Annotated in this window: 20 protein-coding genes and 1 riboswitch; of the genes, 14 read left to right on the forward strand and 6 right to left on the reverse strand. The window is 70.3% G+C overall.

Going from position 1 to position 25,663, the window contains the following annotated elements; genetic code table 11:
- The first annotated feature begins 95 nt into the window (after positions 1–95).
- Positions 96–4,202, forward strand: a complete 4,107-nt coding sequence (locus ACFE87_RS16295; RefSeq protein ID WP_375460704.1) for an AAA family ATPase — start codon at positions 96–98, stop codon at positions 4,200–4,202.
- Positions 4,203–4,236: 34 nt separating this feature from the next.
- A riboswitch (cobalamin riboswitch) is annotated at positions 4,237–4,431 on the forward strand.
- A 112-nt stretch (positions 4,432–4,543) separates the two neighbouring features.
- Entirely contained in the window at positions 4,544–5,566 is a 1,023-nt protein-coding gene (cobW, locus tag ACFE87_RS16300; RefSeq protein ID WP_375460705.1) for a cobalamin biosynthesis protein CobW, read from the forward strand.
- A gap of 7 nt (positions 5,567–5,573) precedes the next feature.
- Here the strand turns inward: cobW and ACFE87_RS16305 are convergent, their stop codons facing one another.
- Positions 5,574–6,635, reverse strand: a complete 1,062-nt coding sequence (locus ACFE87_RS16305) for an SDR family oxidoreductase (protein ID WP_375460706.1) — start codon at positions 6,633–6,635, stop codon at positions 5,574–5,576.
- Positions 6,636–6,746: 111 nt separating this feature from the next.
- Positions 6,747–7,928, reverse strand: a complete 1,182-nt coding sequence (locus tag ACFE87_RS16310) for a 4-hydroxybenzoate 3-monooxygenase (protein WP_375460707.1) — start codon at positions 7,926–7,928, stop codon at positions 6,747–6,749.
- Between the two features lie 148 nt (positions 7,929–8,076).
- On the opposite strand from ACFE87_RS16310, the gene ACFE87_RS16315 reads away from it, so the two are divergent.
- The 5 genes from ACFE87_RS16315 (at position 8,077) to ACFE87_RS16335 (ending at position 13,645) form a co-directional block, all read left to right on the forward strand.
- Positions 8,077–9,504, forward strand: a complete 1,428-nt coding sequence (locus ACFE87_RS16315) for a cytochrome P450 (RefSeq protein WP_375460708.1) — start codon at positions 8,077–8,079, stop codon at positions 9,502–9,504.
- Positions 9,505–9,618: 114 nt separating this feature from the next.
- Positions 9,619–10,413, forward strand: coding sequence for a class I SAM-dependent methyltransferase (locus ACFE87_RS16320; protein ID WP_375460709.1), 795 nt, complete (start codon positions 9,619–9,621; stop codon positions 10,411–10,413).
- 83 nt (positions 10,414–10,496) lie between these two features.
- The gene (locus ACFE87_RS16325; RefSeq protein WP_375460710.1) at positions 10,497–11,357 is read left to right on the forward strand and encodes a D-amino-acid transaminase; all 861 of its coding nucleotides are present in this window, start codon (positions 10,497–10,499) and stop codon (positions 11,355–11,357) included.
- 98 nt (positions 11,358–11,455) lie between these two features.
- Complete coding sequence (locus ACFE87_RS16330; protein ID WP_375460711.1) at positions 11,456–11,803, forward strand: hypothetical protein; 348 nt, start codon at positions 11,456–11,458, stop codon at positions 11,801–11,803.
- Between the two features lie 90 nt (positions 11,804–11,893).
- Positions 11,894–13,645, forward strand: coding sequence for a tetratricopeptide repeat-containing protein (locus tag ACFE87_RS16335; protein WP_375460712.1), 1,752 nt, complete (start codon positions 11,894–11,896; stop codon positions 13,643–13,645).
- Here ACFE87_RS16335 and ACFE87_RS16340 read toward each other — a convergent pair.
- The 3 genes from ACFE87_RS16340 to ACFE87_RS16350 all read right to left on the reverse strand — a co-directional run bounded on the left by ACFE87_RS16340 (position 13,635) and on the right by ACFE87_RS16350 (position 16,116).
- A complete protein-coding gene (locus ACFE87_RS16340; protein WP_375460713.1) occupies positions 13,635–14,930 on the reverse strand; it encodes a hypothetical protein in 1,296 nt (431 codons plus the stop codon). The two genes, ACFE87_RS16335 and ACFE87_RS16340, sit on opposite strands and share 11 nt — an antisense overlap.
- Before the next feature lie 59 nt (positions 14,931–14,989).
- Positions 14,990–15,799, reverse strand: a complete 810-nt coding sequence (locus ACFE87_RS16345; RefSeq protein ID WP_375460714.1) for an enoyl-CoA hydratase/isomerase family protein — start codon at positions 15,797–15,799, stop codon at positions 14,990–14,992.
- 149 nt (positions 15,800–15,948) lie between these two features.
- Positions 15,949–16,116 carry a hypothetical protein gene (locus ACFE87_RS16350; RefSeq protein WP_375460715.1) on the reverse strand — a complete coding sequence of 56 codons (168 nt, stop codon included), beginning with the start codon at positions 16,114–16,116 and terminating at the stop codon, positions 15,949–15,951.
- Positions 16,117–16,266: 150 nt separating this feature from the next.
- On the opposite strand from ACFE87_RS16350, the gene ACFE87_RS16355 reads away from it, so the two are divergent.
- The 5 genes from ACFE87_RS16355 to ACFE87_RS16375 all read left to right on the forward strand — a co-directional run bounded on the left by ACFE87_RS16355 (position 16,267) and on the right by ACFE87_RS16375 (position 22,256).
- Positions 16,267–17,262, forward strand: coding sequence for an alpha/beta hydrolase (locus tag ACFE87_RS16355; RefSeq protein WP_375460716.1), 996 nt, complete (start codon positions 16,267–16,269; stop codon positions 17,260–17,262).
- Positions 17,263–17,357: 95 nt separating this feature from the next.
- On the forward strand, positions 17,358–18,515 hold the full coding sequence (locus ACFE87_RS16360) for a L,D-transpeptidase family protein (protein WP_375460717.1): 1,158 nt from the start codon (positions 17,358–17,360) through the stop codon (positions 18,513–18,515).
- A gap of 31 nt (positions 18,516–18,546) precedes the next feature.
- Positions 18,547–19,701, forward strand: a complete 1,155-nt coding sequence (locus ACFE87_RS16365) for a CaiB/BaiF CoA transferase family protein (protein ID WP_375460718.1) — start codon at positions 18,547–18,549, stop codon at positions 19,699–19,701.
- Between the two features lie 5 nt (positions 19,702–19,706).
- Positions 19,707–21,221, forward strand: coding sequence for a fumarate hydratase (locus ACFE87_RS16370; RefSeq protein ID WP_375460719.1), 1,515 nt, complete (start codon positions 19,707–19,709; stop codon positions 21,219–21,221).
- A 57-nt stretch (positions 21,222–21,278) separates the two neighbouring features.
- Positions 21,279–22,256 (forward strand): MBL fold metallo-hydrolase, encoded by a 978-nt coding sequence (locus ACFE87_RS16375; RefSeq protein WP_375460720.1) that lies wholly within the window; start codon positions 21,279–21,281, stop codon positions 22,254–22,256.
- Positions 22,257–22,266: 10 nt separating this feature from the next.
- Here the strand turns inward: ACFE87_RS16375 and ACFE87_RS16380 are convergent, their stop codons facing one another.
- Positions 22,267–23,277 carry an NAD(P)-dependent oxidoreductase gene (locus ACFE87_RS16380; RefSeq protein ID WP_375460721.1) on the reverse strand — a complete coding sequence of 337 codons (1,011 nt, stop codon included), beginning with the start codon at positions 23,275–23,277 and terminating at the stop codon, positions 22,267–22,269.
- 156 nt (positions 23,278–23,433) lie between these two features.
- Between ACFE87_RS16380 and egtB the strand changes: the two genes are divergently transcribed.
- Both egtB and egtD read left to right on the forward strand, forming a co-directional pair.
- On the forward strand, positions 23,434–24,672 hold the full coding sequence (egtB, locus tag ACFE87_RS16385; protein WP_375460722.1) for an ergothioneine biosynthesis protein EgtB: 1,239 nt from the start codon (positions 23,434–23,436) through the stop codon (positions 24,670–24,672).
- 17 nt (positions 24,673–24,689) lie between these two features.
- Positions 24,690–25,661 (forward strand): L-histidine N(alpha)-methyltransferase, encoded by a 972-nt coding sequence (gene egtD / locus ACFE87_RS16390; protein WP_375460723.1) that lies wholly within the window; start codon positions 24,690–24,692, stop codon positions 25,659–25,661.
- Positions 25,662–25,663 lie beyond the last annotated feature (2 nt).

A 25,663-nucleotide genomic window follows, 5' to 3' on the forward strand; every position in this document is an offset into this window, starting at 1 on the left:
CATATGTGCCACCATAGAAGCAACCGGTAGGTCTTCGTTCGCCAAGCCCGGCCTGATGTGATGTCCTGGGCAGCCGTCAACGTCCTCCCGCCTGCATGACCGTCCAGACCTTCCGCCTCTTCCTGTCCTCGCCGGGCGACGTGGTGGTCGAGCGCCGGCGCATCGCCGCCGTGGTCAGCCGGCTGAACGGCGAATGCGCGGGCCGGGCCCGGATCGACATGATCCGCTGGGAGACCGAAACCTACCAGGCGCACGCGACGTTCCAGGCCCAGATCCCGCAGGCGGTCGAATGCGACCTCGTCCTGGCCCTCTTCAAGTGGCGCCTCGGCACGGAATTGCCGCCGGATTTCCCCGAGCGGCTGCCGACCGGCGAGCCCTATCCGAGCGGGACGGCCTACGAGCTTCTCACCGCGATCGAGGCCCGCAAGGCCGGCGCCGTCACGCCGGACGTCTTCGTCTACCGCTATGCAGGCTCCTCGCCCCGGCTCGAGCTCGACGATCCCGACCGGGACCGGATCGAGCGCGACTGGCTGCGGCTGAAGGGGTTCTTCGACCGCTGGTTCCTGACGCCGGACGGCCATTTCCTGGCGGCCTTCCAGACCTACGCCTCCGAGGACGATCTCGACACGCAGATCGAGGCGCTGCTGCGGGGCTGGCTCGAGGACAAGATCGCGGCCGGCCGCATCCTGGCCTGGCCCGACGCGATCAAGGGCTCGCCCTTCCCGGGCCTGGAGGCCTTTGGCCGCCGTCACGCGGCCGTGTTCTTCGGCCGCGACCGCGATGTCGCGCGAGCGGTGGAACTTTGGCAGGCCGTCGCCACCAAAGGAACGCCCTTTCTCCTGATCGTCGGCGCGAGCGGCGCCGGGAAGTCGTCGCTCGCTCGGGCCGGGCTCGTGCCACGGGTGACGATTCCGGGCGTCGTCGAGGGTGTCGACCTCTGGCGCGTCGCGTCGTTCCGGCCGGGCGATAGCCCCGACGGCCCGCTCGCGGCGCTCTCCGCCGCGCTGCTGGTCGGGCCGCGCGATCTGCCGCTCTCCGAAGAGGGACGCGGCCCCGCCCTGCCCGAGCTCGTCGATGGAAATGTGCAGGACGCGCCGGCGCTCGCCGGCCTTTTCGCGGCCGAACCGGCTGTAGGAGCGGCGCTCGCTGTCGAAGCGCTGGACCGGATCGGGGCTGCCGCCCAGGCGAGCGAGCGGCGCCAGCGCCTCGTCCGGACGGACCTCGTCCTGGTCATCGATCAACTGGACGAGCTTTTCGCGCCCGGACTCTCCGGCTTCTCGCGCGACAGCTTCGTCACGGCCGTGGCCGCGCTCGCGGGGACCGGCCGGGTCTGGGTCGCGGCAACGCTCCGGGCCGACCTCTACGGCGCGATGCTGGACCATCCCGGCCTCAAGGCCCTGAAGGAGGCGGGCGCGAGCTACGATCTGGCTCCCCCCGGGCCGGCCGAACTCGCCGAGATCGTGCGCCGGCCGGCCGCGGCGGCTGATCTCGCGTTCGGTCGGGATCCGGAGACGGGCGAGGGCGTCGACGAACGGCTGCTGCGCGAGGCCGACCGACCCGACATGCTGCCGCTCGTGCAGCTCGCGCTCGCCCGTCTCTACGAAGGGCGTCGGCAGGAGGGGGTGCCGGGCGAGCCCGTCCGGACCATCCTGCCCTTCGATGTCTATCGGGACCTCGGCGGCCTGACCGGCATCATCGACGAAGTCGGCGAGCGGGCCCTTGCGAATCTCGACCCGGCGGCGATCCGCACGCTGCCCCGTCTGACCCGAGATCTCGCCCAGTTCGAGACGGAGGGCGCGCTCGCCGGTACCCTGACGGTGACGCCGGTGCCGCTCGACCAGGCGGCCCCGGACCAGCCGAATCGCCGCCTGATCGAGGCGCTCGTCGCGTCGCGTCTCCTGACCCTGACCGACGCGGGCGACGGGACACTCGTCCGCCTCGCCCATCAGCGCGTCCTCACGGACTGGGCGAGGACGCGCGAGATCGTCGCCGGCAGCGCCGATTTCTATCGCATTCGGGGGGAGATCGAGCGCCGCCGGCAGCGCTGGCAGCTGAACCGGCGCCCCGACCTCCTGCTGCCGCGCGGCCTACCGCTGGCGGAGGCGGAGAACATCGTCGCCCGCTACGGCGACGAGATCGCGCCCGAGACCCGGGCCTTCGTCCGCGCCTCCCGCATCCGGGCCGGCCGCGCCCAGATGATCACGGGCGCGGCTGCCGTCATCTTCGCACTGGTGGCGGCGGGCGCGGTGTTCCAGACCTGGGTGGCGCGCCAGCAGACGGAGCTTGCCGTCCGCAATTTCGGCATCGCCCGCCAGGCCGTGCGCGACGTCGTCTTCAACATCGTGCAGGGCCTGAGCGATGTCGCCGGCATGCGACTCGACGCGCTGAGGACGATCCTGACGACAGTCCAGGCCGGCAGCGACCGGCTCGCCGAGATCGCGCCCGACGATCCCGAGCTCCTGCGGGCGCGGGCCGCCATGTTCCAGAACTTCGCCCGCATGTATCTCACGGTCGGCGACGTGCCCGAGGGCCGGACGAATGCCGAGCGGGCGGTCGCGATCCTGCGCCGGCTCGTCGTGCTGCGGCCCGAGGATCGCCGGGTCGAGGGCGACCTGTCGGTGCCGCTCGTCACCCTCGGCGACGCCGTCTCGCAGGGCGGCAACCTGTCGGGCGCCGTCCGGCATTACGACGAGGCGCTCGTCCTCGCCCGGACAGGCGCCGCGCGGGCGCCGGATGATCCGGAAATCCGCCGCCGAGTGACCCTGCCGCTGAGCCGGCTCGGCGACGCCCGCTTCCGGGCCGGCGACGAGGCCGGGTCGCTCGCGGCCTATCGCGAGCTGCTGGACATCCTGCGCCGCGAGGTTGCCGCGACCCCGGGCGACGGCGAACTCCGCGACAGGCTCGGGATCGCGCTGTTCGACCTCGGCTACGTGGCCCTCGAGGGCGGCGACCGCGACGCCGCCGAGCCGGCTTACCGCGAGGGCGCGGGGATCAGCCAGGCGCTGGCGGCGGAGTTCCCGGCGAGCGTCGGCATGCAGCGCAGCCTGTCGGTCGCCTATGTCAATCTCGGCCAGCTCGACGAGAAGAGCGGCCGTCCGGCCGAGGCGGTCGGCTTCTACGAGCGGGCGGTCGCGATCGAGCGCGAACTCGTGCGCCGCGATCCCGACAACGCGGAACGGCGGCGCACGCTGGGCATCGCGCTCGAGAAGCTCGGCAACGGCGCCTATTACCTCTCCGACTGGCCTCGCGCCCTCGCGGCCTATTCCGAGAATCTCGCGATCTTCCGGGCGCTCGCCGCCCAGAGCCCGCTCGACCTGCGCTACCTCCGCTCGGTCACGGTCGGGCTGTCGCTCGTCGGCGGCGTCAAGCGCGCGACCGCCGACGCTGCGGAGGCGGCACGGCTCTTCGAGGAGCGCCTGACGCTGAGCCGGACCCTCGCGTCGCGGCAGCCCGGGAATGCGGAGGCGCAGCACGATCTCGTCTTCGCCCTGCGCGACCTCGGCGAAGTCCGCGGCGACACGGGCGAGATGCAGGTCGGCATCGCGCTCTTCCGGGAGGCCATCGGGATCGCCCGCATTCTGGCCGGCATCGACGCTGCTGCGGTGAGACCGGTGATGGGTCTCGAGCAGCTTCTCGGAGCCCTCGCTCTCCTGCAGGGTCAGATTCAGGATTTCGACGGCGCGCTCGAGACCTATGACGAACAGGTCAAGGTGCTCCGCCGCCTCGTTGATCTCCGGCCGGCGACGGACCAATTCCGGGGGCAGCTCGCGGCCGCGCTCGTGAAGCAGGGCGCCTTCTGTGCGCTGGGCCGGGATGGTCCGGAGGGGCTGCGGATCATGGAGGAGGGCATCTCTCTCCTTCGCACGATCGCTGCGGGCGGGCATCTCACCGCCCGCACGACACTCGTCCTCGCGCTCGAGACGCGCGCCATGATCGCCGGCAGCTTCAAGCTGACCGACCTTGTCCTGGCGTCACGCCGCGAGGTCGTGGAGATCCGCCGCGTCCTCGCGGCGGGAGAGGCCGTGCCGCCCCGCCTCGCGCTCGCCGGTAGCCTCGTCCTCCTCGCCGACTCCTCGCAAGACCCGCTGGCGGCCTTGCGCGAGGCCGCGGCGATCCTCGGGGCTGTTCCGGAGGCCGAGCTCGACGACCGGAGCCGGACGCTGAAAGCGAACCTCGCCGAGCGCCTCGGCACGCTTCGCTGAGGGCGCGACGCGTTTGACTCGACGTTGCGGCCTCCCCTATTTCGGCCGCGACGGTGCCCTTCGGGGCCTAACAGGGAACGCGGTGGGGTTCGCCCGAGGCCGCGGCTGCCCCGGCAACTGTAAGCGGCGAGCCACCCGCCATGACGGCCACTGGGATCTCGGTCCCGGGAAGGCGGCGGGGGCGTCGAAGTCGCGAGGCAGGAGACCTGCCGTCAGCCGTGGTCACACGCGAGCGCGCCGGGCGGGGTGATCCGGCGAGGCCAAACCGTTCCGCTTCGGCGGTGGCGGCGAGACGTGCTCGGGGGTGACGTGCCACCACACCAGTCCTCCCGAGGTTTTCCATGTCAGCTCCCCTCTCGCCCCGTGTTCCCGTGACCGTACTCACCGGCTTCCTGGGAGCCGGAAAGACGACGCTCGTCCGCTCGCTCCTGGAGCGCGCGAATGGCCGGCGCATCGCCGTGATCGTCAACGAGTTCGGCGATATCGGCTTCGACGGATCGCTGATCGAGGATTGCGCCGCAGGCGCCTGCCGGCCGGGCGACATCGTCGAACTCACCAACGGCTGCATCTGCTGCACGGTGGCGGACGACTTCATCCCGACCATGGACCTGCTTCTCGGCCGCGACCGGCCGCTCGATGCGATCGTGATCGAGACCTCCGGCCTCGCCCTGCCACAGCCGCTCCTAAAGGCGTTCGACTGGCCGAGCGTACGCACCCGCGCGACCGTCGACGGGGTCGTCACGGTCGTCGATGCGACCGCCTTTGCGGAAGGGCGGGTTGCGCTCCACACCGACGAAGTTCCGCACGACCCGGCCCGGACTCATGACGATCCGGTCGAGGAGGTCTTCGAGGACCAGCTCCGCTGCGCCGACCTCGTCGTCCTCTCAAAGGCGGACCTCGTCTCGCCCGAGACGCTGGCCGCGATCGAGGCCGATCTCGCGCGCGACATCCGTCCGGGGGTCCGCATCGTCCGGTCGCGCGAGGCCGACCTCTCGCCGTCGGTCCTGATCGGGCTCGCGGCCGCGGCGGAGGACGACCAGGGCCCCCGGGCCGGCCACCACGATGCCGAGGAGGAGCACGACCACGACGATTTCGACAGCTTCGTCCTCGCGCCCGCCTCGGCCCCGGATCTCGAGGCTGTCCGCCGTCGCGTCCAGGCCGCACTCGAGGTCCCGGGCGTCCTGCGCGTCAAGGGCTACGCTGCCGTGGACGGCAAGCAGGCTGCCCTCGCCGTGCAGGGCGTCGGACAGCGGGTCGAACTCGCCTTCGCCCGGCCTGGCGCGGTCGCCTCGAGGCCGGCGCTCGTCGTGATCGGGCTGAAGGAGATGGACCGCGCCGCCGTCGAGGCGGCGCTCGCCGGGTAGCCGCGCGTTAGGGGATCAGCCTGTCCGCTCGGAGCTGCGTGAACAGATCGAAGAAGGCGTCGTCGGTCGGCTGGTAGGCCGCGAAACCGAGGCGGCGGCTCTTGCTCATGTCGGTCACCACCTCGATCGGGCGTCCGAGATCGGCATCCGTATGCCAGGCCGATGCGAGGCGGGCGAGGTCGGGTTCGGCGAGGCCCTCGCGCTCCGCGACGCGGCGCCAGACCGGGCCATCGTCCGCCATCTGCCCCTCGAGCGGCTGGATCGTGCCGTCGAAGGGCGCCGGCCCCAGCCCGAACCAATCGGCGATCCGGCCCCACATCCAGCTCCAGCGGAAGACGTCGCCGTTCACGACGTTGAAGGCCTCGTTCCGGGCGGCCGGCTTGGTCGCCGCCCAGAGCAGGTGACGCGCGAGCAGCCGGGCGTCGGTCATGTCGGTCAGGCCATTCCACTGCGCCGGCGACCCGGGAAACCGGAAGGGTCGGCCCGTCTCGCGACAGAGGGTGGCGTAGACCGCGAGCGTCGTGCCCATGTTCATGGCATTCCCGACCGCCATGCCGATGACGGTATGCGGGCGGTGGACGCTCCAGCCGAAGCCGTCGCGGGCGGCGGCTGCAAAGACCTCGTCCTCCTGGGCGTAGTAGAAATTCTCGATGTCGAGCCGGCCCTGGTCCTCGCGGAACGGGGTCTGGGGGAGGGCGCCTTTGCCATAGGCCTCGAAGGGCCCGAGATAATGCTTCAGTCCGGTCACGAGCGCGACATGGCGCGTGCTGCCGCCGCCGCGCAGCCCGTCCAGCAGGTTGCGAACCATCGCGGAATTGACCCGGATATTCTCCGCCTCGCTGTGCTGGCGCAGCCAGGTCGTGATGAAGACGGCGTCGGGTCTCACGTCGGCCAGCGCCCGGGTGGTGCCGGCCGCGTCCTGCAGGTCGGCGGAGATTGGCTCTACGCCGGCCTGTTCAGTCGGCCGCCGGGATAGGCCGTGAACCCGCCAGCCCTCGTCGAGCAGCCGCCGCGCCGTCGCGCTGCCGACGATGCCGCTCGCTCCCACGACCAATGCTGTCCCGGCCATCACCTGCTCCAAAACGTCCTGACCCGAGCTAGGCAGCCGCGTCGCCCTTTTGTAGGCGGCACCGGCCGGAAGGGAGGCAGCGTACCCGAACCACCATGCCGTCGGCGTCGCTCAATGCGGTCCTGCCTCCAGCGGCAGCCCGACATAATTTTCGGCGACGGTCCGGGCGGCCGAGTCCGAACTCGTGACGAATTCGAGTTCGGCCAACTGACGGCGCCGGTCGAACTCGCCGGATTCGGCGAAGCGGTGCAGCATCGAGGTCATCCACCAGGAGAAATGCTGCGCGCGCCAGACCCGCCGGAGCGCAGTCTTCGAATAGGTCTCCAGCGACTCCGACCCCTTGCCGGCGAAGTGGCGCTCCAGCGCGCGGGCCAGAACCCAGACATCGGCCACCGCGAGGTTCAGGCCCTTGGCGCCGGTGGGCGGCACGGTATGGGCGGCGTCGCCCGCGAGAAACATCCGGCCATGCTGCATCGGCTCGGAGACGAAGCTCCGCATGGCGACGACGTTGCGCTGGAAGATCGGCCCCTCGACCAGCCGGAACCCGTCTCCGGCGACCCGACGCTGGAGCTCGCTCCAGATCCGGTCGTCGGACCAATCCTCGACCCGCTCGGCCGGGTCGCATTGAAAATACATGCGCTGCACCGAGGAGGAGCGCGTCGAGATGAGCGCGAAGCCGTCCTCGTGGCGTGCATAGATCAGCTCCTCGGCCGAGGGGGGCGCCTCGGCCAGGATCCCGAACCAGCCGAAGGGGTAGATCCGGATGTAGTCCTGCCGCACCGCGTCCGGGATCGCCGGCCGACAGATGCCGTGGAAACCGTCGCATCCGGCCAGGATGTCGACCGAGAGGTCCTGGTTGCGACCTTCCGCATCCGTGAAACGGATCCGGGGCGACGAGGTCACGTCCTGCACCGAGACATCGCTCGCGTCGAACACGATCTCGCCCCCGGCCTCCAGCCGGGCCGCGATCAGGTCCTTCAGCACCTCGTGCTGCGGATAGACCGTGATGGCCCGCCCGGTCAGCGCCCGGAGGTCGATCCGGTGCCCCTCCCCGGCAAAGTGGAAGGAGAAGCCCTCGTGGACCTGGCCCTCGCGCCCGAGACGGTCGCCGAGGCCCGTCTCGACCATCAGGTCGACCGTGTTCTGTTCGAGGACGCCCGCCCGGATCGTCGCCTCGATGGCGTCCCGGGACCGGCTCTCGACGATCACCGAGCGGATTCCGGCGAGGTGGAGGAGGTGCGACAGCATCAGCCCGGCCGGGCCCGCCCCGATGATCCCGACCTGTGCGTGCATGTGGCTGTCCTGTCCTCGACCTCACGGCCGGGTGCCATGGACGGCGGGCCACGGCAACTGAACGGATCGTGAAGCGGCTTGCCCAGGGCGCCGGCCCGGCCTAAGCCTCGCCCGCAACCGGCAGCAGGCGCCCTTCCCGCAGGCCCATGTGAGCGCGTTCGTCCCCCCGTTTCCCCACCGCCCCCCCGATCGGCTGTCGGCCTTCGAGCTGATCCGCCGGGCCCGGCGCAGCCTCCTCGAGATCTGGACCGAGAAGGCCTTCGAGACCCAGTTCATGGAGACGAAGCTGCTCGCCCGCAGCGTCTTCGTGTGCAACAGCCCGGACACCGTGCAGGAGGCGTTCAGCCAGCACGCCGCGAGCTTCGAGCGGAAATCGCCGCAGATGCGGCACGCGCTGTCGCCGCTCCTCGGCGACGGGCTTTTCATCTCCGACGGCGAGACCTGGCGCCGACGCCGCAAGCTCGTCGGCCCGGTGATCCACACCTCGAAGGTGTCCCTCTTCGCGCCCGTGATGGTGGACACGATCGTGGAGGCCCGCGACCGCTGGGCCGCGCTCCCACCCGGGACCGAGATCGACGCGCTGTCGCAGATGGCCGAGCTCACGGCCGAGATCATCTGCCGCACGATCTTCGGCCGCCAGCTCGGCGGCGGCCATGCCCGCGAGGTGGTCGAGGGGTTCAGCGACTACCAGCGCCATGTCGGCCAGACGGACGCCCTGTCCCTCCTCGGCCTGCCCGACTGGCTGCCGCGCTGGCACGGGCGCGCCCTGTATCGGTCGGTCGCCCGCATCCACGCCGTGCTGGACGGCATCATCGCCGATTACCGGGCCCGTGGCGCGAGCGGCGAGACCTCGGTCATAGGCCACCTTCTCGACGCCCGCGACGAGGAGACCGGCGAGCGCATGAACGACGAGGCGCTCCGCAACGAGGCCGCCGTCATCTTCATGGCCGGCCACGAGACGACCGCGAATACGCTGGCCTGGGCCTGGTTCCTGCTGTCGCAGGCGCCCGATGTCGAGGCGAAGCTCCATGCCGAGCTCGACACCGTGCTGGGCGACCGCCCACCCGGCCTCGCCGACGTCGGGCGCCTTCCATATACCCGCGCCGTGGTCGAGGAGACGCTGCGGCTCTACCCCCCGGTGCCGATCCTGGCCCGGGAGGCGACCGAGGAGGAAACGCTTCGAGGCCGCCGCGTGCCGAAGGGCTCGCTCGTGATGGTAGTGCCCTGGGTGCTGCACCGGCACAAGCAGCTCTGGGACAGGCCGGACCATTTCGTGCCGGAGCGTTTCCTCGACGGAAGCCCGGAACCCGTCTCGCGCTATGCGTATGTGCCCTTCTCGATCGGTCCGCGGGTCTGCGCCGGGATGTCCTTCGCGACGACCGAGTCGATCCTGTCCCTCGCCGTGCTGGCCCAGCATTTCCGGCTCCGGCTGAAGCCGGGCCATGTCGTCGAGCCCGTCTGCCGCCTGACGCTGCGGCCGGGCGAGACGCTGCCAATGTTCGTCGAAAAGCGGGAGCGGAAGGTCGCGTCGGCCGCGCCTCCGGCTGCTTCCGCCTGCCCGCATCTCGCCGGATAGACCCGGGCGGGTCGGCAGCAATGTCGCGCTTCTCTCCAACGTGATCTTCACGCTTCCGGTCTAGGCAGGGTCGCCGCCACGCCTCCCGGGTCGCGGCGCGCGGGAGAATTCGCCATGTCGGCAGCTCTGTCCGAGCCGCAACCCTTTCGTCAGTCTCCCTCGCGGCGCCCGATCGCCGCGATCGCGGACGAGCTCGGCTATTCGCCGGACTGGAACTGGTCGTGGAACAGCTACAAGGCGATGGTGGTCCGGCTATCCGAGGAATACGGGCTGACCCGCCATCTCGAAATCGGCGGGGGGCGTGACACGCTGTTCACGCCCGAGGAAGCGGAGCGGCTCGGCCTGTCGGTCACCATCAACGATATTTCCGCCGGAGAGCTCGCGCTCGCACCCGCCGCCTTCGCCAAGATCTGCTGCGACGTCGCCGCCCCGGACACGATGCAGCGCGTCGCGCCCGGCAGTTACGACCTCGTCTATTCCCGCATGGTCATGGAGCATGTGCGGGACGCTCGCCGGCTCTGGCAGAACCAGTATGCGATGCTGGCGCCGGGCGGCGTGGCACTGGCCTTCGTGCCGACTCTCTACGCCCCGGCCTTCGCCCTCAATCGGCTCGTGCCCGAGGCCGTCTCCTCGGCCATCGTGAGCCGCCTCTTTCCTGATCGGCACCAGGAGGGCGACAACCCGAAATTCCCGGCCTTCTACGATCACTGCTTCGGCGATCCGGCGAAGGTCGTGCCAATGCTGGAGGGCTGCGGCTACCGCGAGACCCTGGTCCTGCCCTTCTACGGCTACAGCTATTTCTGGAAGATCCCGGTGCTCCGGCAGGTCGACGCCGCCTTCACCCGCCTGACGCGGGAACGCGACTGGCGCCGTTTCACGAGCTTCGCCTACATCATGGCCGTGAAGTAGCCCCGCCCCTGCGCGGCGCGGGGTTGCGGTCGGCTTCGGGCTCCGGCAGGGCTGTCGCAGCGCAAGCCCCGGAGATGCTGCCCATGTCCCGCACGGTGTTCGTCAACGGCGATTTCGTCCCCTACGAGGAGGCCCGGATCCCGATCATGGATCGGGGCTTCCTGTTCGCCGACGGCATCTATGAGGTGGCCGCGATCCTCGACGGCAAGCTCGTCGACAACGAGGCCCATCTTGCCCGGCTGGAACGCTCCCTCGGTGAGATCCGGATCGCGAACCCGTACAGCGCGGCCGAATGGACGGGGCTCGAGGAGGAGCTCGTCGCCCGCAACGGAATCCGCGAGGGCCTCGTCTACATGCAGGTGACCCGCGGCGTCTCCGAGCGCGACTTCGCCTTCCCGACGGATGTCGCCCCGACGGTGGTGATGTTCACCCAAGAGAAGCGCATGCGGGATGCGCCCGCGGCCGAAACCGGCGTGGCCGTCATCACCGTGCCGGACCTGCGCTGGCAGCGCCGCGACATCAAGTCGGTGGCGCTCCTGGCCCAGGTCCTGGCCAAGCAGGCGGCGGCGGAGGCCGGCGTCGCGGAGGCCTGGATGGTCGAGGACGGGCACGTCACCGAGGGCTCCTCGTCGACCGCCTTCATCATCACCAAGTCCGGCACCATCGTGACCCGGCCGCTATCGCATGCAGTGCTGCCCGGGATCACCCGCGAGGCCGTGATCCGGCTGGCCGAGGAGGCGCAGCTGCGCGTCGAGGAGCGCCTCTTCACCAAGGCCGAGGCCGTGGATGCCGCGGAAGCCTTCCTGACCAGCGCCACGATGCTGGTCATGCCGGTGGTCACGATCGACGGACAGCCGGTCGCCGGCGGGAAGCCGGGCCCGCTCGTGCAGCGTCTGCGAAGCCTCTATTTCGATCTCGCGGACGGCCCGAAAGGGCGGGCCTGAGGCCGGCTCCGGAACCCTCCTGCCGAGCGGCTGTTGTTCGGTCACAGTCTGCCTGCACGTGGCTCCCGCGTGACGGCGGCGAACGAGGGTGGAATGCGATGTTGCGCGGATATTGGCTGCGGACGGCCGTTGCCGGCCTGACGATCGCGGGTCTCGCCTCGAGCGTGCTCGCCCAAATGCCCGTGCAGCCGCAGCCGAGAGACCCGAACATGCCGGCCCCGCAGAACACGGTGCCGGAGAAGATCGAGCCCCGGACCGGCAGCGACTCGACGAGTTCGACCGGTACCCTGAGCGACAAGCTCCAGCGCAGCGACGGGGTCATCACCCCGCCCGATACGAGCCCGAGCATGACCGTACCTGCGCCGGTGCCTAATCCCGGCACGACCCCGGTCATTCCGCCGGCCGGCAGCCCCGGAAGTGCGAATCCCAACGCCGCCCCGAAATAGGCGGCGCTGACCCGGCCTCCGTCTGGCCGCGCGAGCGCAGCAACGTTAGGGTCGTCGCGGCGCTCGGAACGCTGCGGCGGGGGACGAAGGTTGGTCGACGCGGCGACGATCGAGGCGATCGACCGAGACCTGCGCCGGGCCGAACTGATCGGCGCCTATGACAAGGCGAAGGCCTGCCTGGACGCGGGAGACGATCACCCACGGCTGCGCTACCTGAGCGTTCTGGCGCTCGCGCGTGCGGGAGCGACCGCGAAAGCCGCGACGCAGTACCGGGCGCTCCGCCTGAATCGGGCCGGTGACGTCGATGGCGCCTCGCTCTGGGCCCGGATCCGAAAGGATGCGGCTTTGTCGGCGGACCCTGCGCGGCGGCCTCGGCTACTCGCCCGAGCTGCGCGATCCTATTTTCAGGTGTATCGCCGGACGCAGGATGCCTTTCCCGGCATCAACGCCGCCACCCTCTCCGTCCTGTCCGGCGACCTGGCCGCCGGCTGCGAGATCGCGACGTCGCTCCTCTCCGGTCCGGCCCTCCAAGACGCGCCGAACTACTATGCGGCCGCGACGCGGGCCGAGGCGCTCGTTATCCTCGGCCGTTGGGACGAGGCCGCGGCGGCGCTTTGCCATGCGCGCGAACGCGCGGGCGAGGATTACGGCGCCCTTTCGACCACGCGCTGCCAGCTCGCCATCCTGCTTCCCGCGCTCCGCGTGGAAGCCGATCGCGCCCGGGACCTGCTCGCGATCCTGGCGCCTCCCGTCGTCGCGCATTTTTCCGCCGACGACATCGACCCCGACGACGAGCACGATCTTGCCGGCAAGGTGGAGGCGAGCCTCCGGGAGGCGGGGGTGGGATTCGGGATCGGCACGCTCTGGACGACCGGCGCCCTCGTCATGGCCGAGCAGGTGCTGACGCGCGGGGCCGAGCTGCATCTCGTGCTGCCGTTGTCGGAGGCGGATTATCTCTCATATTTCGGCAATCGCAGCCCGCCCGAGGAGGTGGCGCGGCGCCGGAGCTGCCTCGCTCAGGCGGCGACCGTGACGTCGGCGACATCGGACGGAGACTTTCCCGATCCCGACCTCGTCGCCTATGCGGCGCTGATCGCGAGGGGCCTTGCCAGGACCCGGGCCCGGCGGCTCTCGACGGAATGTCTCGCGATCGAAGTCAGGCGAGAGAGCGCAGACGGGACCGATGCCGCTGGCCGGCCCGAGGCCGGACGGGTCGTTCCGATAGGGCAGGCGCGCGTGCACCCCCCGCGCCTGCCGGCTCCGCTCGACCCGATGCCGCCGACCCGGGAGATGCGGGCCTTCCTGTTCGCCGACGTCTATCGCTTCTCGTCCATCCCGGAATCGAGCCTCCCGGGCTTCTGGTGCGAGTTCATGGCCGGCATCGGCGAGGTCATGGACGGGTTCGCGCCGCAGATCCTCTACCGCAACACCTGGGGCGACGCGTTCTTCCTGGTGGTGGCCGAGATCGAGGCCGCGGCGGAACTGGCGCTGGCGATCCAGGAAAAGGCTGCCGGGATGCGCCGGGCCCGGCGTTTCGCCCCCGAGCTCCGCATCGGCCTCCATCACGGGCCGGTCTTCCGCGGCTGGGACCCAATCCGGGGCGTCACGAGCTATTTCGGCACCCAGGTGTCGCGTGCGGCCCGGGTCGAGCCGATCGCGCCGCCGGGGGCCGTCTACGTCACCGAGCCTTTCGCCGCGATCCTGGCCACGACCGAGGCGAGGTGCTTCGAGGCCGAATATGTCGGCCGCATGCCGTTGCCGAAGAAATACGGCGAGCACCGCATGTACCGCCTCGCCCGCCGGTGGCGGGACGCACCCGGGACGGCGCCGGTCACGGCGTGAGCGGCGGCAGCCGGTCGGAGGCGGAGACGCGGGAGGCCACGCCGTCGATCCGGATCGCGACGGCGACGTCGCCCCGGCCGGTCTCGGCGAATTCGCGCGCGAGCCGGACCGCCAGCACCCTGCCCTCCAGCCGATGCGCCGCGTGCTGCTCCTCGGACCAGAGCGAGGGCCCGCCGAGGTCGTCCGGATCGTAGGATTCGTCCCAGGCCAGTGCCCATTGATCGAGCGATCGAGCGAGGCCCCAGGACAGCCCGAGCGTCTCCGGGACGGCGCAACCGTAGCGGCCCGGTTCGTTCAGCCAGACCGGATGGCATTGATATTCCGCCATGAGGTCGACGCCCGTGACCGTCTCGGCCGGGAAGACCGGGCGCGGGGCGGGCTCGAACCGGACCCGGTCGGGTCCGAGTTCCGCGACGAGGAGGTCGTGGATCGGGCGCCCGAGCGCCTCCAGCCGGGCAAGGCCATCCGGCGCCGTGAGGCGGCAGCGGCGAGGGTCGAGGGCGTCGGCCACCTCGCGAAACAGGCACAGCCAGTCCGCGATCAGGTCGCGCGCCTCTTGGGAGAGAAGCCGCTGCCGCACCTCGAAGGCGACCGGTTCGCCCGTCTCGGCCTCCATGAGGCCGCCGCTGCCCCAGGACGGGGTCAGCATGACCTGGAGCGTCCCCGCCTGCCGGGCGAGTTCCTGCCGGCTCGACCCCTCGTCGGCCGGCGGATCCTCGAACGGATCCGGCTCGTCCGGCTCGGGTTCGCTCCAGCCGGAGGAGGCCTGCCGGCGCATCGGCCGCAAGAGCCACGCCGCATAGGCCACGAGGGCGAGGGCCGCGCCCCCGGCGACGGCCGCGATCCAGGGCTGCTCTGCGAGGGGCCGAAGAATGCCGGTCCAGGCCGCGGCCGCCACCAGCACCGACAGGGCCGCGTAGACGCCGAAGGCGCGGCAGCTCCGCTGCCGGGCTCCGGGTTCGGGCGGATCGACCGCGTCCACGAGGCGCGGGGAAGCGAGCAGATAGGCGAGCTGGCCAAGCGCGTTCAGCACGAACAGACCGGCCGCCATGGCGAGGCCCGCGACAAGCGAGATCGCTCCCCAGCCGATGCCGATCGAGCTCGCCAGGAGGTAGCGCCGCCGCCACCGGTCCGCCCGGTCGGACGCCCGGTCTACTCCCGGCGCGATCGCCGCGATGGCGTGCGACAGTAGCGCATCCATCGCCACCGCGCGGAGCCCCAGAACCGAGGCCAGCAGATAAAAGAGGCCCGCGAGCCGGAGTGCGATGTCGATCGCCTCGCTCACCGGGCTGCTCCGATCACGGCTCGGCGCAAGTCCGCACGGCTACAGCAGTCCGGGCGGCGCTACGCGCCGCGCCATTCCGGCGGCCGCTTGTTCAGGAAGGCATCCATGCCCTCCCGGAAATCGGCGCTCATGTAGCACATCAGGATCAGGTCCTCGTCCTCCTCCGCAGACGAGCGCTGGCCGAGGCGCCGCACCGCTTCCTTGGTGGCCCGCAAGGTGAGGGGGGCATGGCCGGCGATCGTGCGGGCGAGTTCGTCGGCTCGCGTCGCGAGCGCGTCGGCATCCGCGACCACCTCGCTCAGGAGCCCGACCGCCAACGCCTCCTCGGCTCCGACCAGCCGGGCCGTGAAGATGAGGTCCTTCACGCGGGCCGGACCGATCAGCCCGATCAGGCGGCCGATATTCTTCATGGACAGGCAATTGCCGAGCGTGCGGGCGATCGGGAAGCCGATCCGGGTCCAGGCGGTGCCGATCCGGATGTCGCAGCAGCTCGCGATCGCAGCGCCGCCGCCCGTGCAGGCGCCGGCGATGGCCGCGATGGTCGGAACCCGGCATTGCTCGATCACGTCGAGAACGCGCTCGATGCGGTTCTCGTAGCCGATCGCATCCTCCGGGCTGTTGAAGGCCCGGAATTGCGAGATGTCGGTGCCGGCCGCGAAGGCCTTGTCGCCCGCCCCCGTGATGACCAGCACCTTGATCGCCGGATCGTCGTTCAGAGCCGCGCAGATTTCGGCCATGCGCTCATACATGGCGAAGGTGAGGGCGTTTCGGGCCTGGGGCCGGTTAAAGGTGATCCGGGCTATGTCGCCGTCCCGCTCGTAGAGAAGGTCGGCTGTGGGAGCGGGGGCTTCGGCGAGGGAGGCGCTCATGCTCGTCCGTGTGTCCTGAGGTGTCGGGCTCGCCCGGTCGGGCCCAGATTCCACCCCCGACAGGCTCTTGGCAATCGGCTTGGACGCAACGCGTCAGCAGGGAATGTCGCTCTCGGGCGTCCCGCAAGAGATCGAGGGAAAGCGCGCCTTCAGCGCAGCATAGGGTGCCGGCACCCCGATCCGCTCGAGCCCGCCTGGACCGGCTCAGCGAGGGCGGTGTTCGTGAGAGGCCGGGCGGCCACCTCGCGCTGAGCGCCGACGATGCTGCCCGGGATGGCGAGAATGCGGTCTTCCACGCCGTGACGGGCCTCCTGCACGCTGGCGACTATCCGGCGCTACGGCTAACAAGCTGTTCCGACAAGGGGCAAAGCATCCGCGTGCAGTTCGGAAGGCGGGCTGTGTCGGGCCGAGCGGGATGACGAGGACGAGCGGATGGGCTGCGATGGCGTCGGGCGACGGACCGTCTCGTGAGACGCGGGACGGGAGTTGCGCGCTGGCTTTCCCTCGCCGGGTGGATCGTCTGCGCGCTCGCGGGAGCACCTGACGTGATCGCGGCCGGCAACGGGGCGGCCCGACCCCTCTCCTGCGGCAACACCCGGTCATGGCTCGTTCCCTTCGCGACCGCGCCCTTCCCCTATGACGGCCCGATCCCGGGCAAGGGCGTTCCCTTCCTGGACAGGGAGGAGGACGGCCGGCGTGGCCACACCTCGCCGCGCGGCGGGGTGTATTGGGAGAACCCGACCTACAGCGACAACCGGGTGCTCCTCTCGGTCCCGGCCGGTTTCGATCCAGGCCGGCCGGCCGCGATGGTCCTCTATTTCCACGGCAACAGCGCCACGCTGGAGCGCGACGTGTGCCGCAAGCAGCGTGTCCCGCAGCAGGTCGCGGCATCCGGCCTCAACGCCGTCCTGGTTGCCCCGCAGCTCGCGCGCGACGCGCTCGATTCGAGCGCCGGCCGCTTCTGGGAAGCGAATGCCCTCCGGAGCTTCCTCGACGAGGCCGCGGCGCGGCTCGGCGAGCTGACCGGGCAGAGCGGCTACCGCAGCATCCCGGTGATCGTCGTCGCCTATAGCGGCGGCTATCTGCCGGCCGTCTACGGACTCGAGATCGGCGGGGCCGGCGAGCGGATCCAGGGCCTCGTCCTGATGGACGCCCTGTTCGGCGAGGTCGAGCGTTTCGCCGAGGTCGTCGCCGCCAAGCGATCGATCTTCGTGGCGAGCGCCTTTTCCGGGTCCTCGAAGGGCCAGAACGCCCAGTTCCGCCGGATGCTGTCCGAGCGCGGGGTCGAGACGGGGGCGGGGTTGCCGGACGCGTTCAGGCCCGGGACCGTGACCCTGATCCCCTCGGCTTCGTCCGTCGGCCATGCCGACTTCATGACCCGCGCTTTCGCGGCCGATCCGCTCACGGTCATCCTCGGACGGGTGGAGGGATCGGCGTCCGGCCCACGCGGGAGAAGACGTTAAGGCGAATCACCCCTATTGCTGCCCCAATCGGATGTAAGACGCCCAGGAGGGCGGCCAGTCGCAGAATGCGTGAGACGAGGCTCGCCAGGGGACAGATGATCAAGACAGCGTTCATCGCGGCCGTAGCCGCGGCTCTGTTCGTCGGTTCGGTCGCCGTCGCGGCTCCCGGTGGTCCCGAGAAGGCGTTCGCTCCGATCCCGTCCGCGACCCAGGCGCTGATGAGCGCCCGCGACACGCAGGCCGGCGCCCCGATCCTGATGCGGGCCTTCAAGAAGGAGGCCGAGCTCGAGGTCTGGAAGCTCGCCCGCAACGGCCGCTACGTGCTCCTCAAAACCTTCCCGATCTGCCGCTGGTCGGGCCAGCTCGGGCCGAAGCTCAAGACCGGGGACCGGCAGGCACCCGAGGGCTTCTATTCGGTCACGTCGAAACAGATGAACCCGAACTCGGCCTATCATCTGTCCTTCGACCTCGGGTATCCGAACGCCTACGACCGCGCGCATGGGGCGACCGGCTCCTTCCTGATGGTGCACGGCATCTGCTCGTCCATGGGCTGCTACGCCATGACCGACGAGCAGATTTCGGAGATCTACGCCCTCGCCCGCGAGGCCTTCGCGGGCGGCCAGCGGGCCTTCCAGTTCCAGTCCTACCCGTTCCGGCTGACCGCCGCGAACATGGCGCGGGCCCGCTCGGAGCCGCATATCGATTTCTGGCGGCAGCTGAAGGTCGGCTACGACCGTTTCGAGGGGTCGGGCGAGGAGCCCGCCGTCGGCGTGAGCGGCGGGCGCTACAGCTTCGCGCCCTATCGCAATCCGGAGCGGGAGGCCGCGTCCCAGGCCCGGATCGCCGCCGAGACGGAGAAGACGGTTGCTCTTGTCGCCGACGGGGTCGCCGCGATCCGGGTCACGTACCAGGACGGCGGCATGCACGCGACATTCGTCTCCCTGAACCGGCGCGGTGTGCCGCTCGGCCCGGTGAGCCGGCCGGAGGCGCTGGCCTTTGCCGGAAAAGAACTGGTGATCACGCCCGCCCGCGTGAAGCCGCCGCTTCCGCCCATCAACGTCGCGCGCATGTCGGACCCGGCCCATGCGGCCGCGCCGGCCGACCGCAATCTCGTGGCGATGTTCGCCCGCACCCCGCTCGCGCCCGGCGGCATGGCTGCCATCGTCCCGGTGATGACCGGCTCCTTGGCCGCTATCGTGCCGGCCACCTTCGCGCCCTCCAAGCTCGACAGGCTGGCGCTCCGCGGCGCATAAGCCGTCGCTCGGTCGACCTCGGGGGTTCGTCATGGGGAGTGACGGAGCGAAGCCGCTCGGCGGCCTCCTCGTCGTCGCGCTCGAACAGGCGGTCGCCGCCCCCTATTGCTCCTCGCGCCTCGCCGATGCCGGCGCCCGGGTCATCAAGATCGAGCGTCCCGAGGGCGATTTCGCGCGCGGCTATGACGGCGCCGTGCACGGGCTGTCGAGCTACTTCACCTGGCTGAACCGCGGCAAGCAGAGCCTCACGGCCGACATCAAGGACGCGGCCGACGCTGCCCTGCTGCATCGCATCCTCGCCCGGGCGGACGTCTTCATCCAGAATCTCGCGCCGGGCGCGGCCGAGCGGGCCGGCTTCGGATCGGCCGAGCTGAGGCGGCTCTACCCGCGCCTCGTGACGGTCGACATCTCCGGCTACGGCAAAGGCCATGCCTATGCCGAGATGAAGGCCTACGACCTTCTCGTCCAGGCGGAGAGCGGCCTCGCGGCGATCACCGGCCATCCGGCCGGGCCCGGCCGGGTCGGCGTCTCGGTCTGTGACATCGCCTGCGGGATGTCGGCCCATGCCGCGGTGCTGGAGGCCCTGATCGGGCGCGGCATCACGGGCGAAGGCCGCCGGATCGAAGCCAGCCTGTTCGACGGCATGGCGGACTGGATGAACGTGCCGCTCCTCTATTTCGAGGGCACCGGGCAGGCGCCGCGCCGGGTCGGGCTCGCCCACCCGTCGATCTGCCCCTACGGCGCCTTCGCGACGCGGGACGGCAGCCTCGTCCTGATCTCGATCCAGAACGAGCGCGAATGGGCCCGGTTCTGCCAAGGCATGATGGACGAGCCGGGCCTCGCGACGCAGCCCGGCTGGGATTCGAACAATGCCCGGGTCGCGAACCGGCCCGAGGTCGATGCCCGCCTCGCCCTGGCCTTCGCGGCCCTGACCCGCGACGAGGCCGCCGCCCGGCTGGGCGCGGCCGGGACGGCCTACGGCTTCGTGAACGAGGTCGCCGCCCTGCAGTCGCATCCGGCCTTGCGGCGCGTCACGGTCGGCACGCCGGGCGGACCGGCCTCGATCGTGGCGCCGCCCGCCATCCATGACGGGGCCATGCCCGCGCTCGGCCCGGTGCCGGCGATCGGCGAGCACGATGCCGCGATCCGGCGCGAATTCGCCGACATCCGGGCGGCGGCGGAGTAGTCGCGGTGGCGACGATCTCCGAGGACGACCTCGTCACGAGCATCGCCGATGCGCTGCAATTCATCTCGTCCTACCACCCGGCCGACTTCATCGCGCATCTCGCCGACAGCTACCGGCGCGAGGAGAGCCCGGCGGCCCGCGACGCGATCGGCCAGATCCTCCTCAATTCCCGCATGGCCGCCTTCGGGCGCCGGCCGATCTGCCAGGATACGGGCGTCGCGAATGTCTTCATGCGGATCGGCATGGGCGCCCGCTTCGCGACGACCCGGTCGCTCGCCGACCTCGTCGACGAGGGCGTGCGCCGCGCCTGGCGCAGCGAGCGGAATCCGCTGCGCACCTCGATGGTCGCCGACCCGCTCTTCGGACGCCACAACACCGGCGACAACACGCCCGCGAACCTCCACGTGGAGATGGTGGCGGGCGAGGATGTCGAGATCCATGTCGCGGCCAAGGGCGGCGGCTCGGAGAACAAGGCGAAGTTCGTCTGCCTGAACCCGAGCGATTCCGTCGCGGATTGGGTGCTGCGCACGGTCGAGACGCTTGGAGCCGGCTGGTGCCCGCCCGGCATTCTCGGGATCGGGGTCGGCGGCTCGGCCGAGCGCGCCATGCTGATGGCCAAGGAGGCCCTGTTCGAACCGATCGACATGACCGAACTCCGGGCCCGCGCGCCCGCCTCGAAGCTCGAAGAGATGCGGATCGACATCTGCGACCGGGTCAACGCGCTCGGCATCGGCGCGCAGGGGCTCGGCGGGCTGACGACCGTGCTCGACGTCAAGATCCGGACCTTCCCGACCCATGCCGCCTCGCTCCCGGTCGGGCTGATCCCGCAATGCGCGGCCGACCGGCATGTGCATTTCCGGCTCGACGGCTCGGGACCGGCCACCTTCACCCCGCCCTCGCCGGACCTCTGGCCGGAGGTGGTGCTCGGCGCGGCCGCGGCCTCCAGCCGGCGGGTCGATCTCGACCGGCTCACCCGCGACGAGGTCGCGACCTGGCGCGCAGGGGAGACGCTGCTCCTCTCGGGCCGGCTGCTGACTGGCCGCGACGCCGCTCATCTCCGGTTGACCCGGATGCTGGCTGCCGGCGAGCCGCTCCCGGTCGATCTCCGCGACCGGGCCATCTACTATGTCGGCCCGGTCGACGCAGTGGCGGGCGAGGCCGTCGGCCCGGCAGGTCCCACGACCGCGACCCGGATGGACAAGTTCCTGGAGCCGATCCTGGCCGCGACCGGGCTCCTCGTGATGATCGGCAAGGCCGAGCGCGGCCCGGCCGCGATCGAGACCATCCGCCGGCACGGCGCCGCCTATCTCGTCGCGGTCGGCGGCGCGGCCTATCTCGTCTCGAAGGCGATCCGCTCCTCGCGCATCATTGCCTTCCCGGAGCTCGGCATGGAGGCGATCCACGAATTCGCGGTCGAGGACATGCCGGTCACGGTCGCGGTCGACCCGACCGGGGCTTCGATCCACCGCGACGGCCCCGCGCGCTGGCGCCGGACGGAAAGCGCGGCCGCGGCGGGCTGACGCACTTTCGCCAAAGATCGGGCCGAGCCTCCCGGCCACAATAACGGGAGGCTATCCATGACCGATCGCATTCACCTGCCGCGCCGAGGCTTCCTGGCCGGCACGGCGGCCGGGGCCGCCGCACTTTCCTGGCGCGGTCCGGCGGCGGCCAAGGCCCCGCTCGCGACCGCGCAGGCGCCCTATTTCTACCGCTTCAAGCTCGGCGACGCGCAGGCCACGGTAGTCTCCGACGGTACGCTGCCGCTCGGCGACCCGAAGACGAATTTCACTGGCCTCTCCCCCGCCGAGATGGAACGGCAGCTCACCGACAACTTCCTGCCGCTCGACAACGCGGTGCTCGAGCAGAACATCCTGATCCTGACCACCGGCGACAGGACAGTGCTGTTCGACACCGGCATGGGCTCGCTGAAGCTCTTCGGTCCCTCGACCGGCAAGCTCCTCGCCACGATGAAACAGGCCGGGATCGATCCGAAGGACATCGACGCCGTCGTCATGAGCCACGCCCATGTCGACCATTGCGGCGGCTGTGTCGCGGAGGACGGGACGCGGAACTTCCCGAACGCGCAATATTACATCAGCCAGGCCGATTACGATTTCTGGACGGACGATTCGAAGGCGACGCCGGCCATGAAGACCTTCTACGACACGGCCAAGAAGAACCTCGTCCCGAACCGCGACCGGATGGTCTTCGTCAAGGACGGCCAGGAATTCCTGCCCGGCATCCAGGCGATCGCGGCGCCCGGGCATACGGTCGGGCACACGATCTTCACCATCACCTCCGGGCGGCAATCGATGGCCTATATCGGCGACCTCGCCCACCACCCGGTGCTGCTGCTCGAGAAGCCACTGACTGAATTCGCCTATGACAGCGATCCGAAGCAGTCGGCCCAGACTCGCGTCCGGCTTCTCTCCATGCTGGCTGCGAACCGCGTGCCGATCCTCGCCTACCATTTCGCCTGGCCGGGGCTCGGCCATGTCGCGAAACAGGGCGAGGGGTTCCGGTACTATCCGCAGCCGATGAAGATGGAGCTGTAGGCTCCGTCCATCATCCCTTCTTCAGGCGCGGCTTTTCGATCCCGGCGAGGTCGCAGAGCGCGTCGCCCATGGCCGAGAAGTCCTGGCCGCCGAAGCCGCGGGCGCGGGCGGTCGAGAAGGCCTCCCGGGCCGCGGCTGCGAGCGGCATCGGCACGCGGGCCGCGTTGGCGGCGTCCACGATCAGGGTCAGGTCCTTGTGGGCGAGGTCGATGGTGAAGCCCGGCTCGATGTCGCCGATCAGCGATTTGGAGGCCCAGTTGAGCTTCAGCTGCCCGTTGGTGGCTGTCGTGCCGTGCAGGACCTCCAGCGTCTTCTCCAGTTCGAGGCCGAAGCGCTGCGACAGGGCGAGGGCCTCGGCATTCATCTGGCAGAGCGAGACCGCGAGGTAGTTGTTGACGAGCTTCGTGCGGGTCCCGCTCCCGACGGGACCGCAATGGTGGATGGTCGAGCCCATCCCCTCGAGCAGCGGTTTCACGCGGGCGAAGTCGGCATCCGAGCCGCCGACCATGAACAGGCTCTCGCCCCGATCCGCATGGCTCGCGAGCCGGCCGACGGGAGCGTCGACGTAAGTCATCCCGGCGGAAGCGGCGGCCGCCGCCATCGCGTCCGTCGTCTCCGGTGAGACCGTGCTCATGTCCATGATGAGCGTGCCGGGCTTGGCATGGGCCAGGATGCCGGCCGGCCCCGAAATCACCTCCGTCACCACGGCGGAGTTCGGCAGCATGGTGACGACGATCCCGGATTCGGCCGCGAGTTCGGCGAGGGTCGCGGCGCCGCGCGCCTGATGCCTCTCCAGGTCCTCGACGGCGGCCCGGTTCACGTCGTTCACGACGAGGCGGAAACCGCGCCGGCACAGATTCGTGGCCATGGGCCTGCCCATGCGGCCAAGGCCGACGAAGCCGACGATCCCACTCATGCCTATCCTCCCAGGCCTGTCTGGCCTTGTCGATCCAGCGGCGCCACGAGACGGAGAGGCCTGGGCCGCCCGACACGGTCGTGAGACGCGCCGCGCGGCGGCCACCCCCCGACAGACGGCCGCACGGCCTGCCTTACGCGATCAGGTCGGGATGCGCGACATTCACCCGCGCTGGTCTGGGGAGAAAAACCCTCCATATTGTGCGGTGCCGGACGAGGGTTTGTCCTCGGACGCGCGGCGTCGCGACCCGGAGGACCGAGCGTGCTGATCGAAGCCGAGACGCGTGACACGCCTGTTCCCGCACTTGATGCTCCCGTGGGCCTGTCCAGCTGGATCCGGCGCTACCGCGAGGTGCGCGACGAGACCGAGCGCCGGGCGAGCTTCCTGTCGCCGGAGGACCAGCAGGTCCAGTCGATGCCGGATGCGAGCCCGACCAAGTGGCACCGGGCGCATACGAGCTGGTTCTTCGAGCAGTTCCTGCTCGGGCCGCGCCTGCCGGGCTACCGGCCCTACGACGACCGCTTCGCCTTCCTGTTCAACTCCTATTACGTGGCCGCCGGACCGAGGCATGCCCGTTTCCATCGCGGCATGGTCACGCGACCGACGGCCGAGGAAGTCGGGGGCTACCGGGCCCATGTCGATGCGGCCGTGATCGCACTGCTCGAGAGCCTGCCGGCTTCGTCCGGCGCGGAGGTCGGCGAGATCCTGGAGATCGGGCTGAACCACGAGCAGCAGCATCAGGAATTGCTGCTGACCGACATCCTGCACGCCTTCGCCCAGAACCCGACCCTCCCGGTCTACGATCCGGCCTGGCAGCCGCCGGTCCCGTCGCAAGCCGAGGGCGAGGTCACGCTGGCTCGCGGCATCCGGCGTTTCGGCCATGATGGGCGCGGCTTCCATTTCGACAACGAGGCGCCGGCCCATGAGGGTCTGGTGCAGGATGTCCGCGTCTCGCGCCGCCTCGTGACGAACCGGGAATGGCTCGGCTTCATGGAAGACCGCGGCTACGGGCGGCCCGAACTCTGGCTCTTGGACGGGTGGTCGACCGTTCAGGCTGAAGGCTGGACGGCCCCGGGATATTGGCGCGAGGCGGACGGGCGCTGGTCGGTGATGACGCCGGGCGGTTTGCGGGCGGTCGATCCCGACCTGCCGGTCTGCCATGTCAGCCATTACGAGGCGGACGCTTTCGCGCGCTGGTCCGGCAAGGTGCTGCCGAGCGAGTTCGAGTGGGAGGCGGCGGCCCGGTCGGGCGAACTCGACGATGCCTTCGGCGTGGTCTGGCAATGGACCCGGAGCGCCTATCTCGCCTATCCGGGCTACCGTCCGGTCGAGGGCGCGCTCGGCGAATATAACGGCAAGTTCATGTCGAACCAGATGGTGCTGCGCGGCTCCTCGGTTGCGACGTCTGCCGGGCATAGCCGGGACACCTACCGGAACTTCTTCTACCCGGGGCAGCGCTGGCAATTCACCGGCCTCAGGCTCGCCGACGATCTCGCCTGAATTTCACGGATACCCTCATGAACGCTCCGGCCTTCACCCGGCCGCGCCCCGACCCCGTCGGGCGCGCGGACTCGTCCTTTCTGGCCGATGTGCTGGACGGGCTCGCGCGGTCGCAGAAGACCGTGGCTGCGAAGTACTTCTACGATCTCGAAGGCTCGCGGCTGTTCGAGGAGATCACCCGGCTGCCGGAATATTATCCGACCCGCACCGAACTCGCGATCCTGCGCGACCATGCGGCCGCGTTCGTGGCCTTGTCGCCACCGGGCGCGGCGGTGGTCGAGTTCGGATCGGGATCGACGGAGAAGATCCGTGTCCTGCTCGGCGCGATCCCGGACCTTGCGGCCTATGTGCCGATCGACGTCTCGGGCGACTTCCTTCGAGAGGAGGCGGCCCAGCTCCGGGCCGACAGGCCGGGCCTCACCGTCATTCCGGTCGTCGCGGATTTCACCCGCGACATGGCCCTGCCGGACGAGCTGGCGGGCAGGCCACTGATCGGCTTCTTTCCGGGATCGACGATCGGAAATTTCGAGCCGGAATTCGCGGGCTGGCTGCTCGGCCGCTTCGCGGCGCTTCTAGGCTCCGGCGCACTTCTCATTCTCGGGGTCGATCTCGTGAAGCCCGACGCGGTGCTGAAGGCCGCCTATGACGATGCGGCCGGCGTCACCGCCCGGTTCAACATGAACCTGCTCACCCGGATCAACCGCGAGCTCGGGGCTGATTTCGACCTGACGGGCTTCGCCCACCGGGCCTTCTTCAACCGCGAGCGGAGCCGGATCGAGATGCATCTCGAGAGCCTGCACCAGCAGAGCGTCCGGATCGGAACCGCCCGTTTCGACTTCGCGCCGGGCGAGACGATCCACACCGAGAACAGCTACAAATACACGAAGACGAGCTTCGAGGCGCTGTCCGGTCATGCGGGCTGGGCGACGGCCCGTGTCGCGACCGATCCGGCCGAGCTGTTCTCCGTCTTCGCGCTCCGGGCGTCCTGAGA

Origin of the sequence: uncultured Enterovirga sp., from assembly GCF_964242715.1 — a bacterium.
Classification (GTDB): domain Bacteria; phylum Pseudomonadota; class Alphaproteobacteria; order Rhizobiales; family Beijerinckiaceae; genus Enterovirga.